12 protein-coding genes are annotated in these 14,686 nt (G+C 72.6%); 4 read left to right on the top strand and 8 right to left on the bottom strand.

Going from position 1 to position 14,686, the window contains the following annotated elements; translation table 11 throughout:
- Positions 1-55: 55 nt before the first annotated feature.
- Complete coding sequence (lysS, locus tag IEZ20_RS13195; protein ID WP_189297883.1) at positions 56-1,795, bottom strand: lysine--tRNA ligase; 1,740 nt, start codon at positions 1,793-1,795, stop codon at positions 56-58.
- Positions 1,796-1,923: 128 nt separating this feature from the next.
- On the opposite strand from lysS, the gene argS reads away from it, so the two are divergent.
- Complete coding sequence (gene argS, locus IEZ20_RS13190) at positions 1,924-3,687, top strand: arginine--tRNA ligase (RefSeq protein WP_189297881.1); 1,764 nt, start codon at positions 1,924-1,926, stop codon at positions 3,685-3,687.
- A 34-nt stretch (positions 3,688-3,721) separates the two neighbouring features.
- Here argS and IEZ20_RS13185 read toward each other — a convergent pair whose 3' ends face one another.
- Positions 3,722-4,693 carry a helix-turn-helix transcriptional regulator gene (locus tag IEZ20_RS13185; RefSeq protein WP_189297879.1) on the bottom strand — a complete coding sequence of 324 codons (972 nt, stop codon included), beginning with the start codon at positions 4,691-4,693 and terminating at the stop codon, positions 3,722-3,724.
- Positions 4,694-4,763: 70 nt separating this feature from the next.
- Between IEZ20_RS13185 and IEZ20_RS13180 the strand changes: the two genes are divergently transcribed.
- Positions 4,764-5,168, top strand: a complete 405-nt coding sequence (locus IEZ20_RS13180; RefSeq protein WP_189297877.1) for a VOC family protein — start codon at positions 4,764-4,766, stop codon at positions 5,166-5,168.
- 86 nt (positions 5,169-5,254) lie between these two features.
- Positions 5,255-6,055: a DUF4253 domain-containing protein gene (locus tag IEZ20_RS13175; RefSeq protein ID WP_189297875.1), complete on the top strand. Its 801-nt coding sequence runs from the start codon at positions 5,255-5,257 to the stop codon at positions 6,053-6,055.
- A 10-nt stretch (positions 6,056-6,065) separates the two neighbouring features.
- Here the strand turns inward: IEZ20_RS13175 and IEZ20_RS13170 are convergent, their stop codons facing one another.
- Positions 6,066-7,439 carry a helix-turn-helix domain-containing protein gene (locus IEZ20_RS13170; protein WP_189297872.1) on the bottom strand — a complete coding sequence of 458 codons (1,374 nt, stop codon included), beginning with the start codon at positions 7,437-7,439 and terminating at the stop codon, positions 6,066-6,068.
- 212 nt (positions 7,440-7,651) lie between these two features.
- Here IEZ20_RS13170 and IEZ20_RS13165 point away from each other — a divergent pair, with 212 nt between their 5' ends.
- Positions 7,652-8,362 carry a DUF4232 domain-containing protein gene (locus IEZ20_RS13165; protein ID WP_189298509.1) on the top strand — a complete coding sequence of 237 codons (711 nt, stop codon included), beginning with the start codon at positions 7,652-7,654 and terminating at the stop codon, positions 8,360-8,362.
- A 5-nt stretch (positions 8,363-8,367) separates the two neighbouring features.
- On the opposite strand, the gene hemB is transcribed toward IEZ20_RS13165, so the two are convergent.
- From hemB to IEZ20_RS13140, 5 genes are all read right to left on the bottom strand, one after another.
- Entirely contained in the window at positions 8,368-9,360 is a 993-nt protein-coding gene (hemB, locus tag IEZ20_RS13160) for a porphobilinogen synthase (RefSeq protein ID WP_030745562.1), read from the bottom strand.
- A 113-nt stretch (positions 9,361-9,473) separates the two neighbouring features.
- Positions 9,474-11,186: a bifunctional uroporphyrinogen-III C-methyltransferase/uroporphyrinogen-III synthase gene (locus tag IEZ20_RS13155; RefSeq protein WP_189297870.1), complete on the bottom strand. Its 1,713-nt coding sequence runs from the start codon at positions 11,184-11,186 to the stop codon at positions 9,474-9,476.
- Positions 11,183-12,142: a hydroxymethylbilane synthase gene (gene hemC / locus IEZ20_RS13150; RefSeq protein WP_189297868.1), complete on the bottom strand. Its 960-nt coding sequence runs from the start codon at positions 12,140-12,142 to the stop codon at positions 11,183-11,185. Before hemC ends, IEZ20_RS13155 begins: the two co-directional genes overlap by 4 nt.
- Positions 12,139-13,818 carry a glutamyl-tRNA reductase gene (locus IEZ20_RS13145; RefSeq protein ID WP_189297866.1) on the bottom strand — a complete coding sequence of 560 codons (1,680 nt, stop codon included), beginning with the start codon at positions 13,816-13,818 and terminating at the stop codon, positions 12,139-12,141. The genes hemC and IEZ20_RS13145 overlap by 4 nt, the downstream gene beginning before the upstream one ends.
- Positions 13,815-14,594 (bottom strand): redox-sensing transcriptional repressor Rex, encoded by a 780-nt coding sequence (locus IEZ20_RS13140; protein ID WP_189297864.1) that lies wholly within the window; start codon positions 14,592-14,594, stop codon positions 13,815-13,817. Before IEZ20_RS13140 ends, IEZ20_RS13145 begins: the two co-directional genes overlap by 4 nt.
- Between the last annotated feature and the right edge of the window lie 92 nt (positions 14,595-14,686).

The raw sequence follows: 14,686 nt of genomic DNA, 5'->3' as shown, positions 1-14,686 counted from the left end.
CGGGATGAAGAAGGGGCCCTCCGCCGCGGCGGAGGGCCCCTTTTTCCGTTGCCGTCTACTCGCCGAGCAGCTTCCGCACCCGCTCCTGCCCGACGGCGAGCAGCAGCGTGGGCAGCCGGGGCCCGGTGTCCCGCCCGACCAGCAGGTGGTAGAGCAGGGCGAAGAACGTGCGCTGGGCCGTCTTGATCTCGGCCGGCAGTTCCTTGGGCGTGGCGTCGGCGGGGAACCCGGCCTGCACCTTGGGCACGCCGTACACGAGGTGGGTGAGGCCGTCGAGGGACCAGTGGTCGGCGAGCCCGTCGAGCAGCAGCCGCACGGACTGCTGGGACGCCTCGTCGAGGGACTTCAGCAGCTCGACGTCGGGTTCGTCGCGCACGATGGTCCGCTGGTCGGCGGGGACGTGGGTGTTGATCCAGGCCTCGGCGCGGTCGTAGCGCGGCCGTGCCTCGTCGAGGGAGCCGAGCGGCTGCTCGGGGTCCAGCTCGGAGAGGATCCGCAGGGCCTGGTCCTCGTGTCCGGCGGTGATGTCGGCGACGGAGGCGAGGGTGCGGTAGGGCAGCGGGCGCGGCGTCTTCGGCAGCTCCCCGGCGGCGGTGCCGACGGCGCGGGTGTAGGCGGCCACGTCACCGGGCAGCGCGGAGCCGTCGGCGACCTTGGCGGCGAGCTTGTCCCACTCGTCGTAGAGCCGCTGGATCTCCTGGTCGAAGGCGATCTTGAAGGACTGGTTGGGCTTGCGGCGGGCGTAGAGCCAGCGCAGCAGCTGGGGCTCCATGATCTTCAGCGCGTCGGCCGGGGTCGGGACGCCACCGCGGGAGGAGGACATCTTGGCCATGCCGGAGATGCCGACGAACGCGTACATGGGCCCGATGGGCTGCTTGCCGCCGAAGATGCCGACGATCTGGCCGCCGACCTGGAAGGAGGAGCCGGGCGAGGAGTGGTCGACGCCGCTCGGCTCGAAGATCACGCCCTCGTAGGCCCAGCGCATCGGCCAGTCGACCTTCCAGACCAGCTTGCCGCGGTTGAACTCGCTGAGCCGGACGGTCTCCGCGAAGGCGCACTCGTTGCAGGTGTACGCCAGCTCGGTGGTGTCGTCGTCGTAGGAGGTGACCGTGGTCAGGTCCTTGCCGCAGTTGCCGCAGTACGGCTTGTACGGGAAGTACCCGGCGGCGCCGGAGCTGCCGTCGTCCTCGGACGCGGCGCCGGAGCCCTCCTCGGCCTCCAGCTCGGCCTCGTCCAGGGGCTTCTGCTGCTGCTTCTTCGGGGCCTTCTTGGTGCGGTACTGGGCGAGGATCGCGTCGATGTCGTTCCGGTGCTTCATGGCGTGCAGGATCTGCTCGCGGTAGACGCCGGAGGTGTACTGCTCGGTCTGGCTGATCCCGTCGAACTCGACGCCCAGCTGGGCGAGCGACTCGATCATCGCGGCCTTGAAGTGCTCGGCCCAGTTCGGGTGCGAGGAGCCACGCGGCGCCGGGACGGAGGTCAGCGGCTTGCCGATGTGCTCGGCCCACGACTCGTCGATGCCGGCGACGCCGGCCGGGACCTTGCGGTAGCGGTCGTAGTCGTCCCAGGAGATCAGGTGCCGGACCTGGTGGCCGCGGCGGCGGATCTCGTCGGCGACGAGGTGCGGGGTCATGACCTCGCGGAGGTTCCCGAGGTGGATCGGGCCGGAGGGTGAGAGTCCGGACGCGACGACGACCGGTTTGCCCGGGGCCCGGCGCTCCGACTCCTCGATGACCTCATCCGCGAAACGGGAGACCCAGTCGGTGGTCTCGGTGCTCTGAGCCACGATCGGCACGTCCTTCTTTCTGAACGGGGTGACACCCCATTCTCACAGACCGGATCGCGCCCGGGAAAACGGCTTTACCCCCCATGGGATACTGGGTGGGTCTATCCATCCCCACGAGGAGAACGGCACCCATTCCTATGGCCTCGGTCACGTCCCTCAGCGACAGCGTCCAGCAGCACCTCGCGTCCGCTCTCTCGGCCACCCTGCCGGAGGCCGCCGGCGCGGACCCGCTGCTGCGACGAAGCGACCGGGCCGACTTCCAGGCCAACGGCATCCTGGCCCTGGCCAAGAAGGCGAAGGCGAACCCCCGGGAGCTGGCGACGCAGGTCGTCTCCCGGGTGGTGACGGGTGACGTGATCAAGGACGTCGAGGTCTCCGGCCCCGGCTTCCTCAACATCACGATCGCGGACCGGGCGATCACCGGGAACCTGGCCGCGCGGTACGCGGACGAGGCGGGCCGCCTCGGCGTGCCGTACGCCGAGCAGCCGGGCACGACGGTGATCGACTACGCCCAGCCGAACGTGGCGAAGGAGATGCACGTCGGGCACCTGCGGTCCGCGGTGATCGGTGACTCCGTCGTCCAGCTGCTGGAGTTCACCGGCGAGAACGTGGTCCGGCGTCACCACATCGGCGACTGGGGCACCCAGTTCGGCATGCTGATCCAGTACCTGGACGAGCACCCGCACGAGCTGGACCACAAGGAGTCCGAGGTGAGCGGCGAGGAGGCGATGTCGAACCTCGACCGCCTCTACAAGGCCGCGCGGAAGCTCTTCGACGCCGACGAGGAGTTCAAGACGCGGGCGCGCCGCCGGGTGGTCGACCTCCAGGCGGGGGACGAGCACACGCTCGCGATGTGGCAGAAGTTCGTGGACGAGTCGAAGATCTACTTCTTCTCCGTCTTCGAGAAGCTGGACATGGAGATCCGGGACGCGGACATCGTCGGCGAGTCCGGTTACAACGACATGCTGGCGGAGACCTGCCGCCTCCTGGAGGAGTCGGGCGTCGCGGTCCGCTCCGAAGGCGCCCTGTGCGTCTTCTTCGAGGACATCAAGGGACCGGACGGCAACCCGGTCCCGCTGATCGTGCAGAAGTCGGACGGCGGCTACGGCTACGCGGCCACCGACCTGTCCGCGATCCGCGACCGCGTCTTCAACCTGAAGGCGAACACCCTGCTGTACGTGGTGGACGCCCGGCAGGCCCTGCACTTCCGGATGGTCTTCGAGACCGCCCGCCGGGCCGGCTGGCTGAACGACGACGTGACGGCGGTGCAGCTGGCCTTCGGCACGGTCCTCGGCAAGGACGGCAAGCCGTTCAAGACGCGTGAGGGCGAGACGGTCCGCCTGGTCGACCTGCTGGACGAGGCGATCGACCGTGCCTCGGCCGTGGTCCGGGAGAAGGCGCAGGACCTGTCCGAGGAGGAGATCGCCGAGCGGGGTGCCCAGGTGGGCATCGGCGCGGTGAAATACGCGGACCTGTCGACGTCGGCGAACCGGGACTACAAGTTCGACCTGGACCAGATGGTCTCGCTGAACGGCGACACGTCCGTCTACCTCCAGTACGCCTACGCCCGTATCCAGTCGATCCTCCGCAAGGCGGGCGAGGTCCGTCCGGCGGCCCACCCGGAGCTGGACCTGGCCGACGCCGAGCGCGCCCTCGGCCTCCACCTGGACTCCTTCGCGGAGACGGTCCGGGAGGCGGCCACGGAGTACGCCCCGCACAAGCTGGCGGCGTACCTGTACCAGCTGGCGTCGCTGTACACGTCGTTCTACGACAAGTGCCCGGTCCTGAAGGCCGAGACCCCGGCTCAGGTCGAGAACCGGCTCTTCCTGTGCGACATCACGGCCCGCACCCTGCACCAGGGCATGGCCCTGCTGGGCATCCGGACGCCCGAGAAGCTCTGACCGGGCGCCACAGCACGGCACCGACGGCCCGCCCTCATCCCGGGGGCGGGCCGTCGTCGTCGGTGTGGGCGGCGAGGAGTGCGCGGGTACGGCGGACCAGGGCCTGCCGTACGGAGTCCGGGGCGAGGACGCGCAGCGGGGTGGCGAGGCCCAGCAGGTACCGGGCGAGCCCCTCGGGGTCGGGTCCGCCGATGTCCACGATCGTCGCGTCCGGGCCGTCGGGGCGGTGGGTGCCGACGGTGGCGGGTACGACGCGCAGCGCGTCCGCCAGGGGCAGCGGGAGCCGGACGGTGGCGGACAGCGGGTAGGGCCCGGCCGCGGTGTTGCGGGAGACGAGCTCGGCGGGGTCGGGCGGGTCGGTGATCTCCACCGGGTGCCCGGTGGGCCGGAGCCGCTCGACGCGGTCGGCGCGGAAGGTCCGCCACCCGCGTGCCGGATCCCGGGCGACGAAGTACCAGCGCCGTCCGGTGTGGACGAGCCGGTAGGGATCGACGTCCCGGACCGTGTGCCGGTCCTGCCCGTCGCGGTACGACAGCCGGGCGCGCTCGGCGCGCCGGCAGGCGGCGGCCAGTTCCAGCAGCATGCCGGGCCGCAGCCGCGGCTCGTCGGGCCAGGGCAGCCGTACCAGGGCGTCGTCCCACTCGCCGAGCCGCTCGGCGATCCGGGGTGGCAGCACCTGGCGCAGCTTGAGCAGGGCCGACAGCGCGGCCTGGTCCCCGCCGAGGGCTCCGTCGAGCGCGGCGCCGCGCAGGCCGACGGCCACGGCGAGGGCCTCCTCGTCGTCCAGGATCAGCGGGGGCACGCGTGCGCCGGGCCGGAGGCGGTAACCGCCCCAGGGGCCGGCCTCGGAGTCGACGGTGTAGCCGAGTTCCCGCAGCCTGGCGATGTCCCGTCGCACGGTGCGGTCGGTGACGGCCATCCGGTCGGCGAGTTCGGCGCAGGTCCAGGAGGGGCGGGCGGCGAGCAGCGAGAGCAGGCGCAGCAGACGGGCGGAGGCGCTGAGCACGGGGAGAGTTTTCCACACGGGCGGCACAACCAGGACGGAAGGTGTCCGCATCGGCCTCTACGGTCCTTCCATGACCACGCAGACCACTTCGCAGACCACGTCCGCCACACCCGCGTTCCGCTACGCCGCCGTCACCTTCGACTGCGCCGACCCGGCCGAACTGTCCACGTTCTACGGCGAGATGTTCGGCCTGTCCGTCGCCTACTCCTCCGACGACTTCGTCTTCCTCGCCGGCAAGGACGGCACGGCGGGCCTGGGCTTCAACCGCCTCGCCGACTACCGCCGCCCCACCTGGCCGGATCCCGCCCGGGAGAAGCAGGCCCACATCGAGGTGGGTGTGGACGACCTGGACGAGGCCGAGGCCCATCTGCTCACCCTGGGCGCGACCAGGCCGGACACCCAGCCGCAGCCGGACCGGTGGCGGGTGCTGCTGGACCCGGCGGGGCACCCGTTCTGCATCACGACGCTGGTCTGAGCCGCGAGCGGGCGGCCGAGGCCCGTCGCCGGCAACGAACCGGCAGGTCAAGGGCGTTGTCAGTGGCCGGCCCTACAGTCACGGGTATGGCGACTCTTCCCAACCCGCTGCCCAGGCTGGCCACCGACCCCAGTGGGCGTTCCCTGGGGCTGCAACTGCCGCCCGGCAGGCTGGTAGACGAGACGGACGAGGGGCGTTGGCACGAACCCCTGCTGTGGCGGGCGGACAAGCCCGCCGCGCCCGGCACGTGGAAGGCGCTCGGCGCTCCGGCCAGACGTGCCGGGTTGCTGCCGGTGCTCGTGGACGCGGGCGGGGCCATGGCCGGGCCGGAGGAGTGGGAGCTGTGCCCGGGGCTCATGTCGTACCCGGGGGATCACGACGCCGAGGAGGTCCTCGCGGAGTACTGGGAGGAGGAGACCGGGGAGGAAGAGGAGGGCTTGGAGCCGTTCGGGAGCGTCTGGCCGGGGCTCGCCGGCGCCTGCTCGCTCGCCGCCGATCCGGACAGCCGGGCCGCCCGGGTGGCGGACGTGCTGACGGACGGCACGCGGCCCTGGCCGAAGGAGCCGCGTCTCGCGCTGGTTCCGGCCCGCAGGTCCGCCGACATACCGGCGGTGATCGGGTGGCCGGGGCCGCTGAACTACGACAGCGACGTGGCCCGGCTCTGCGCGGTCCTGCGCTCCTGGGAGGACCGCTTCGGCATACGGGTCACGGCGCTCGGCTACGACACGCTCGTCGTGTCGGTCGCGGCTCCGCCGACCAGCACGGCACAGGCCGAGGCGGTGGCGGCGGAGCACTTCGCGTTCTGCCCGACGGACGGCACCACGACGTTGCGGGAGTACGCCGGGGAACTGGTCGGAGCCCCGAGCTGGTCCTTCTGGTGGGACTGACCCGGAGGCGTCACTCCGCCTCCGACGCCGGTTGCCACTTCTGGCCGCCGAGCGGGAAGGCGTACGCGGGCCGTCCGTTGCTGCCGCTGGTGCGGAACGGGCGGCCGCCGTCGTCGACCACCAGCGTGCCGTGCCGGTCCCCGCTGGACCAGGAGAGTTCCAGGTACCAGCTGACGTCGTACGCGGACGCGTCGGCCGTGACGTGGAAGACCTCCGGGTCCGACTGGCTCACCTTGAACGGGAAGTTGCGGCTTCCCGCCTCCGGTACGGGCGCGGGGCGCATCGCGTCCAGGGCGACCGTGAAGGACCGGGTCGGCACGCCGCCACCGCAGCCGACGCCGGGGTAGCCCATGGCGTAGTCGTTCCAGGCGAGCGGGGTCCGCCTGCCCGCCATCCGCACGGACAGCTTCTCCAGCACGACGGTCCGGCTGCCGGTGCCCTGCACGGTGAAGGTGACGTACTGCTCGCCGGCCGACACCGCCTGGTGCACATCGACCCAGGCGGGCGCGTCCTGCTCCAGCGGGGGCGGGTAGACGGCGGCGGGCGGCCGGTCGATCAGGTAGTGCTGGGAGCAGGGGCTCTGCCAGCTGAAGGGGTGGGTGGTGACCGTGAGGGGCGGTGCCGCCGCCGTGGCGCCACCCCCGGTCGCGGCCGTGTCCGGCCTGCTCTCCGGTGTGCCGGTGCGGGTGGCGGGACCCTGGCCGGAGGAGGAAGGGGAGGGAGAGGGGGACGCCGAGCGGGTGGCGGACCGGCGCGGCGTGGGGCTCCCGGTCGTCGGCGTGGGCGGGGCACCGGCCCGGGCGGCGGACTTCACGGCGGCCGTGGCGCCCTTGCCGTCCTGTTTCCCGTCGTCCGCGGGCAGGTTGAGGGCGACCGCGACGCCGGCGAGCAGCGCGGTGACGGTGAGGGCGGAGAGGAGGACGAGCCGGCGCCGGCGCCGTGGACGGACGGGCACCGCCACCGGAGCCGGATCGGGCTCGGCCACCGGCTCCCGCACCGCCTCCTCCACCCCGGCGGCCCCCTGCTCTGCCGCCGCCTCTGCCGCTGCCTCTGCCTCTACGGCTGCCGACGGCTCCTGCGCCTGCGCCGGTGTCTGCGCCGGTGTCTGTGTCTGCGCCTGCGGTACCGCCCGTGGCTCCTTGCGCCCCCGCCCCGCATCCGCCAGCACCCACCGCCGGTGCAGTTCGACAAGCTCCTCCGGGGTGGCCCGGCACAGTCGGGCGAGCCGTTCCACGGGCGCGTAGTCCGCCGGTACGGCGTCTCCGTTGCAGTACCGGTGGAGCGTCGACGTGCTCATGTGGAGCCGCTTGGCGAGCGTGCCGTAGCTGTGCCCGGAGCGGTTCTTCAGCTCCCGCAGCAGCTCGGCGAAAGCGCTCCCAGACATACCGTCCGACACCGTTTCCCCCATCCCCTGGTCATCCCCTCGTCCCAGCCCGGCGTTCCAGGCAGGGATCATCCCCGCAGGTCAGAGCCGGTGTGCGCGTTCCAGCGTCCCGGATGGCCGACGGGTGCTGGCGGCCGGGACGGACGGGCCCACAGGCTGTGGTCATCCAAGCACGACCACCGGCCCAGCCCGAAAGAGGACTTGCCATGCGTATGCGCCATATCCGTCTGTTCGCCGCCACCGGCACCGCCGTCGCCGCCCTCGCGCTCACCGCGTGCGGCGGCGGGACGGGGACCGAGGACGAGGGTGCCTCCCGGCCGACGGCGACGGCGGACACGCCCGCGTCGAAGACGCCGAAGGACAGCGCCGGGGGCAGCACCGAGGGCACCGGCGGTCGTACCGCGAACGGCACGCCCGTGGCCCGCACCCACACGTCCGGTGCCCGCCCGAGCACCGCCCCCGCCCCCGGCGGCGGGAGCACCCGGACCGGGAACTCGGTCGTGCTGTGCAACGGCACCAACACCACCGTCACCGCCCAGCCGCTCAACCGTCCCCTGAACCACATGCTGATCACGGTGAAGAACACGGGCGGCAAGACGTGCGACCTGCCGTACTACCCGGTGCTCCGCTTCGACCAGATGCAGTGGGCGCCGCAGGCGGACGAGGAGACCCAGCCGCAGGCCGTGGTCAGCCTGGCGCCCGGCGAGTCGGGGTACGCGGGCGTGCTGCTGTCGGCCGCCGACGGCAGCGGTACCGGCGGGATGACCGCCCACAAGCTGACGCTGGCCTTCCAGGGCTACACCCCGAACAGCAGCGGCGGCCCGTCCGCGACGCCGGCCCTGCCCGCCAAGGGCGTCTACTACGACAGCGCGCTGAAGGTGACGTACTGGCAGCAGGACCTGGACGCCATCAGCAACTGGTGAACCGGCTAGCGGAGCTTCCGGGCCGCCTCGGTGGCCCAGTAGGTGAGGATGTTCCGCGCCCCGGCCCGCTTGATGCCGGTGAGGGTCTCGAGGATCGCCTGGTCCCGGTCGATCCAGCCCTTCTCGGCGGCGGCCTCGACCATCGCGTACTCGCCGGAGATCTGGTAGGCGGCCACGGGCACGTCCACCGCGTCCGCGACCCGGGCGAGGATGTCGAGGTAGGGGCCGGCCGGCTTGACCATGACCATGTCGGCACCCTCGGCGAGGTCCAGCTCCAGCTCCCGCAGGGACTCGCGCCAGTTGGCGGGATCCTGCTGGTACGTCTTGCGGTCGCCCTTGAGGGAGGAGGCGACGGCCTCGCGGAAGGGGCCGAAGAAGGCGGAGGAGTACTTGACGGTGTAGGCGAGGATCGCGACGTCCTCGCGGCCGATCTGGTCGAGCGCGTCGCGGATGACGCCGATCTGGCCGTCCATCATGCCGCTCGGGCCGACGACGTGGGCGCCGGCGTCGGCCTGCACCTGCGCCATCTCGGCGTACCGCTCCAGGGTGGCGTCGTTGTCGACGCGGCCCTCGGCGTCCAGCACACCGCAGTGCCCGTGGTCGGTGAACTCGTCCAGGCACAGGTCGGACATGACGAGCAGGTCGTCGCCGACCTCGGCGCGGACGTCCCGCAGGGCGACCTGGAGGATCCCGTCCGGGTCGGTGCCGGCCGTGCCCTGGGCGTCCTTCTTCCCGTCCTCCGGGACGCCGAACAGCATGATCCCGGAGACCCCGGCCTCCACGGCCTCCAGCGCGGCCTTCTTCAGGCTGTCCCGGGTGTGCTGCACGACCCCGGGCATCGCCCCGATCGGCACCGGCTCACTGACGCCCTCCCGGACGAACGCCGGAAGGATGAAGTCGGCGGGGTGCAGCCGGGTCTCGGCGACCATGCGGCGCATGACGGGGGTGGTGCGCAGCCGTCGAGGACGCGTACCGGGAAAGGATCCGTACTTCGACATGCCCTCTACGCTACGCCCGCCCGGACCGCGCCTTTGCCGACGCCGTGTCGACGCGGAGAGACGGGGCGCCCCCAAGGAGCGCCCCGTCTCTCGTGGGCCTTACGGCCGCACCCTCACGTCGTGGTCCGCCGCCGCCGGGCCCCCGGCCGCCGCTCGCTCGGCCGCGTCACCGGGTCGCCCGCCTCCAGGGCGGCGGCGCGGCGCTTCATGCCGAAGTCGGCGAGGGCCTCGGCCAGCTTGTGCACGGACGGCTCCGGAGCCATGACGTCGACGCGCAGGCCGTGTTCCTCGGCCGTCTTCGCCGTCGCCGGGCCGATGCACGCGATGACCGTCACGTTGTGCGGCTTGCCCGCGATGCCGACCAGGTTGCGGACCGTGGACGAGGACGTGAAGAGGACCGCGTCGAAGCCGCCGCCCTTGATCGCCTCGCGGGTCTCCGCCGGGGGCGGCGAGGCGCGTACGGTGCGGTAGGCCGTGACGTCGTCCACCTCCCAGCCCAGCTCGATCAGGCCCGCCACCAGGGTCTCCGTGGCGATGTCGGCGCGGGGCAGGAAGACACGGTCGATCGGGTCGAAGACCGGGTCGTAGGGGGGCCAGTCCTCCAGGAGGCCGGCCGCCGACTGCTCGCCGCTCGGCACCAGGTCCGGCTTCACGCCGAAGGCGATCAGCGCCTTGGCCGTCTGCTCGCCCACCGCGGCGACCTTGATGCCCGCGAAGGCACGGGCGTCCAGGCCGTACTCCTCGAACTTCTCGCGGACGGCCTTCACCGCGTTGACCGAGGTGAACGCGATCCACTCGTAGCGGCCCGTCACCAGGCCCTTGACCGCGCGTTCCATCTGCTGCGGGGTGCGCGGGGGCTCCACCGCGATCGTCGGGACCTCGTGCGGGACGGCGCCGTAGGAACGCAGCTGGTCGGAGAGCGAGGCCGCCTGCTCCTTCGTGCGCGGCACGAGGACCTTCCAGCCGAACAGCGGCTTGGACTCGAACCACGACAGCTGGTCGCGCCGGTCGGCGGCGCTGCGCTCGCCGACCACGGCTATCACCGGCCGGCCGCCGTCGGGGGACGGCAGGACCTTCGCCTGCTTGAGGGTCTGCGCGATCGTGCCGAGGGTCGCCGTCCAGGTGCGCTGGCGCGTCGTCGTCCCGGCGATCGTCACCGTGAGGGGGGTGTCGGGCTTGCGGCCCGCCGAGACCAGCTCACCGGCCGCGGCCGCCACCGAGTCCAGGGTGGTGGAGACGACGACCGTGCCGTCCGAGGCACCGACCTCCGTCCAGCAGCGGTCCGAGGCGGTGCGGGCGTCCACGAACCGGACGTCCGCGCCCTCGGCGCCGCGCAGCGGCACACCGGCGTACGCGGGCACGCCGACCGCGGCCGCGACACCGGGGACGACCTCGAAGGGCACCCCGGCGGCGGCGCAGGCGAGCATTTCCTCGGCCGCGCACGTATCAAGTCCCGGGTCCCCGGACACGGCACGGACGACCCGCCTGCCGCCCCGCGCAGCCTCCATGACAAGATGAGCGGCATCCCGGGCAGCAGCGGGGACAGCGGCGGGTGTTGACGTGCCGTCAACGACCGTCAGCTGGGGCGTGCCCGTGCCCGGCGGGGACACCGCAGAGGAGTCCGCGTCCGTATGCACCACGGAGACGCCCTGCCGCGCGTGCGTCCGGATCACGTCGAGCACCTCGTGCTCGGCGACCAGGACGTCCGCGTTCGACAGCGCCTCCACGGCGCGGAGAGTCAGCAGTCCCGGATCTCCGGGTCCGGCACCGAGGAAGGTGACGTGCCCGTGTTCAGGACCGGCGGCAGGAAGGGCGGTGGGGCTCAATGTGCTCGCTCCCCCATCAGACCGGCCGCGCCCTGGGCAAGCATCTCGGTGGCGAGTTCGCGGCCGAGTGCCGTCGCCCGGTCGTGCGTCTGGGGCACGGGACCGGTGGTGGACAGCTGCACCATGCGGGTGCCGTCGGTCGTGCCGACGACGCCGCGCAGGCGCATTTCCTTGACAGTCTGCCCGTCGGCCAGAAGGTCGGCCAGCGCGCCCACAGGTGCGCTGCAACCGGCCTCCAGGGCGGCGAGCAGTGACCGCTCGGCGGTGACGGCGGCCCGCGTGAACGGGTCGTCCAGCTCGCCGAGCGCGGCGACGAGGTCCGCGTTGTCCGCGGCGCACTCGATCGCCAGTGCCCCCTGGCCGGGGGCGGGCAGAACCGTGTCGACCGACAGGAAGTCGGTCACCTCGTCGATCCGGCCGATCCGGTTGAGGCCGGCGGCGGCCAGCACGACCGCGTCCAGTTCGCCGTCGTGGACGTACCGGATGCGGGTGTCGACGTTGCCGCGGATCGGGACCGTCTCGATGTCCAGGCCGTGGGCGCGGGCGTACGCGTTCAGCTGCGCCATGCGGCGCGGGGAGCCCGTGCCGATGCGCGCGCCGCGCGGCAGGTCGGTGAGCTTCAGCGCGTCGCGCGCGACGATCACGTCCCGCGGGTCCTCGCGCACCGGTACGGCGGCCAGGACCAGTTCCTCCGGCTGCGCGGTCGGGAGGTCCTTGAGCGAATGAACCGCGAAGTCGACCTCGCCCTTCAGCAGCGCGTCGCGCAGCGCCGTGACGAACACGCCGGTGCCGCCGATCTGCGCGAGCGCCTCCCGGGAGACGTCGCCGTAGGTGGTGATCTCGACCAGCTCGACGGGGCGCCCGGTCACTTGGCGGACGGCCTCGGCCACCTGCCCGGACTGGGCCATGGCGAGCTTGCTGCGCCTGGTCCCCAGTCTCAAAGCCTTCTCACTCATGCCGGTCGGTCCTTCTTGTCTGTGCTGTCCCCGGCCCGGGAGACGGCGGCCACCGTCTCGGAGTCGAGGTCGAACAAGGTGCGCAGCGCGTCCGCGTACCCGGCGCCGCCGGGCTCGGCCGCGAGCTGCTTGACCCGTACGGTCGGCGCGTGCAGCAGCTTGTCGACGACCCGGTGCACGGCCTGGCGGATCTCGCCGCGCTGGCGTTCGTCCAGGTCGGGCAGGCGTCCGTCGAGGCGGGCGATCTCGCCGGCGACGACGTCGGCGGCCATGGAGCGCAGCGCGACCACGGTGGGCGTGATGTGCGCCGCCCGCTGTGCCGCGCCGAAGGCCGCGACCTCGTCGGAGACGATACGCCGGACCTGGTCCACGTCGGCCGCCATCGGAGCGTCGGCGGAGGCCTCCGCCAGCGACTCGATGTCGACCAGGCGGACCCCGGCCAGCCGGTGCACGGCCGCGTCGATGTCGCGGGGCATGGCCAGGTCGAGGAGGAAGACGGAGGGGGCCGGACGCTCGGCGACCGGCTCCGGCCTGCGCCGCTCGGGGATCCGGCCGACGGTGGCGGCGGTCGCGGCGAGCGCGGTGATCAGCTCGGCGTCCGCCTCGGGGGTACGGCGGTCCCGGCGGTCGACCGTGCCTCCCGCCACCCAGGCCGCGTGCTGCTCCAGGGTGGCCGCGTCCATGCCGGCCACGGCGGCCTCGCCCATGAGGGAGAAGCCGGGCTGTGCGGCGGCGAGGTCCAGCGGGCAGTTGTCGTCGGCGGCGGGCGTCAGCGGCGCCTTGGCCTGGGCGGACGTACGAGCGGTGCCGGCGATCTCGGCGGCGGGGGCGCCGGTGCGGCCCTCGACCGCCTGCGCGACCGCCTCCGCCGTGAGCACCAGCCCCGTCGCCCCGGTACAGGAGACGACGACGTCGGCACGTGTCAGCTCGGCGGCCACCGCGTCCATGGGCACCGCGCGGGCGGTCACCGTGTTCTCGTCGGACTCGGTGAGGATCTGCGCGAGCCGCTCGGCGCGCTCGAAGGTCCGGTTGGCGACGACGACCTCGGCGACCCCGGCGCGCGCGAGCGTCGCGGCGGCCAGGGACGACATCGACCCGGCGCCGATGACCAGCGCCGTGCGGCCCAGAGCCCACTCGCGCACGTCGCCGCCCGCGGCCAGCTGCTCCAGGCCGAAGGTGACCAGGGACTGCCCGGCGCGGTCGATGCCGGTCTCGGAGTGGGCGCGCTTGCCGACCCTGAGGGCCTGCTGGAACAGGTCGTTCAGCAGCTTGCCGGCGGTGTGCAGCTCCTGGGTGCGGGCCAGGGAGTCCTTGATCTGGCCGAGGATCTGCCCCTCGCCGACGACCATCGAGTCCAGGCCGCAGGCCACCGAGAACAGGTGGTGGACGGCCCGGTCCTCGTAGTGGACGTAGAGGTACGGGGTCAGTTCCTCGAGGCCGACGCCGCTGTGCTGGGCGAGGAGCGTGGACAGCTCGGCGACACCGGCGTGGAACTTGTCGACGTCGGCGTACAGCTCGATGCGGTTGCAGGTGGCGAGCACCGCGGCCTCGGCGGCGGGCTCGGCGGCGACCGTGTCCTGGAGCAGCTTGGTCTGGGCGTCCGCGCTCAGCGCGGCCCGCTCCAGCACGCTGACCGGGGCGCTGCGGTGACTGAGGCCTACGACGAGGAGGCTCATGCCGGCATCACGGCGGGGACGTCCCCGTCGGGTCCCTGGTCGGCGGAGGAGTCGGCGGCGGCCGCACCCCGGGGAGCGGCGGCGGGCAGCGCGCCGTCGCCCGCGGCGGTCTCCTCGCCGGCCTTCCGCTGCTCGTGGAAGGCGAGGATCTGGAGTTCGATCGAGAGGTCGACCTTGCGCACGTCGACGCCGTCCGGGACGGACAGCACGGTCGGCGCGAAGTTCAGGATGGAGGTCACGCCGGCGGCCACGAGCCGGTCGCAGACCTGCTGGGCCGCGCCGGCGGGGGTGGCGATGACGCCGATGGAGACCCCGTTGTCCTTGATGATCTTCTCGAGGTCGTCGGTGTGCTGCACCGGGATGCCCGCGACCGGCTTGCCGGCCATCGCCGGGTCGGCGTCGATGAGCGCGGCGACCCGGAAGCCACGGGAGGCGAAGCCGCCGTAGTTGGCGAGCGCGGCGCCGAGGTTGCCGATACCGACGATCACAACCGGCCAGTCCTGGGTCAGGCCGAGTTCGCGGGAGATCTGGTAGACGAGATACTCCACGTCGTAGCCGACACCGCGCGTTCCGTAGGAGCCCAGGTACGAGAAGTCCTTGCGCAGCTTCGCGGAGTTGACCCCCGCCGCCGCGGCCAGCTCCTCGGAGGAGACCGTGGGTACCGAGCGTTCCGACAGCGCGGTCAGGGCTCGGAGGTACAGCGGAAGCCGGGCGACGGTGGCCTCGGGAATCCCTCGGCTACGGGTCGCCGGTCGGTGTGTTCGGCCAGTTGCCACGGTGCTCCTGCGGGTAGAGCGGGGCTGCAGGCGGTCATACGTCCCCAGACCGCCCCGTCGACAGCAGGCTATGTCTTTGTGAACGCGTGCAC

This window comes from Streptomyces cinerochromogenes, from assembly GCF_014648635.1.
Lineage (GTDB): Bacteria > Actinomycetota > Actinomycetes > Streptomycetales > Streptomycetaceae > Streptomyces > Streptomyces cinerochromogenes.
Note: the sequence above shows the minus strand (reverse complement) of the source record. Positions and strands in the feature narration are given on the sequence as shown.

Coding starts and splice junctions, on each gene's coding strand:
- argS (WP_189297881.1), top strand. CDS start 1,924: ATGGCCTCGGTCACGTCCCTCAGCGACAGCGTCCAGCAGCACCTCGCG.
- IEZ20_RS13165 (WP_189298509.1), top strand. CDS start 7,652: ATGCGCCATATCCGTCTGTTCGCCGCCACCGGCACCGCCGTCGCCGCC.
- hemB (WP_030745562.1), bottom strand. CDS start 9,360: ATGTCGAAGTACGGATCCTTTCCCGGTACGCGTCCTCGACGGCTGCGC.
- IEZ20_RS13175 (WP_189297875.1), top strand. CDS start 5,255: ATGGCGACTCTTCCCAACCCGCTGCCCAGGCTGGCCACCGACCCCAGT.
- hemC (WP_189297868.1), bottom strand. CDS start 12,142: ATGAGTGAGAAGGCTTTGAGACTGGGGACCAGGCGCAGCAAGCTCGCC.
- IEZ20_RS13145 (WP_189297866.1), bottom strand. CDS start 13,818: ATGAGCCTCCTCGTCGTAGGCCTCAGTCACCGCAGCGCCCCGGTCAGC.
- IEZ20_RS13170 (WP_189297872.1), bottom strand. CDS start 7,439: ATGTCTGGGAGCGCTTTCGCCGAGCTGCTGCGGGAGCTGAAGAACCGC.
- IEZ20_RS13180 (WP_189297877.1), top strand. CDS start 4,764: ATGACCACGCAGACCACTTCGCAGACCACGTCCGCCACACCCGCGTTC.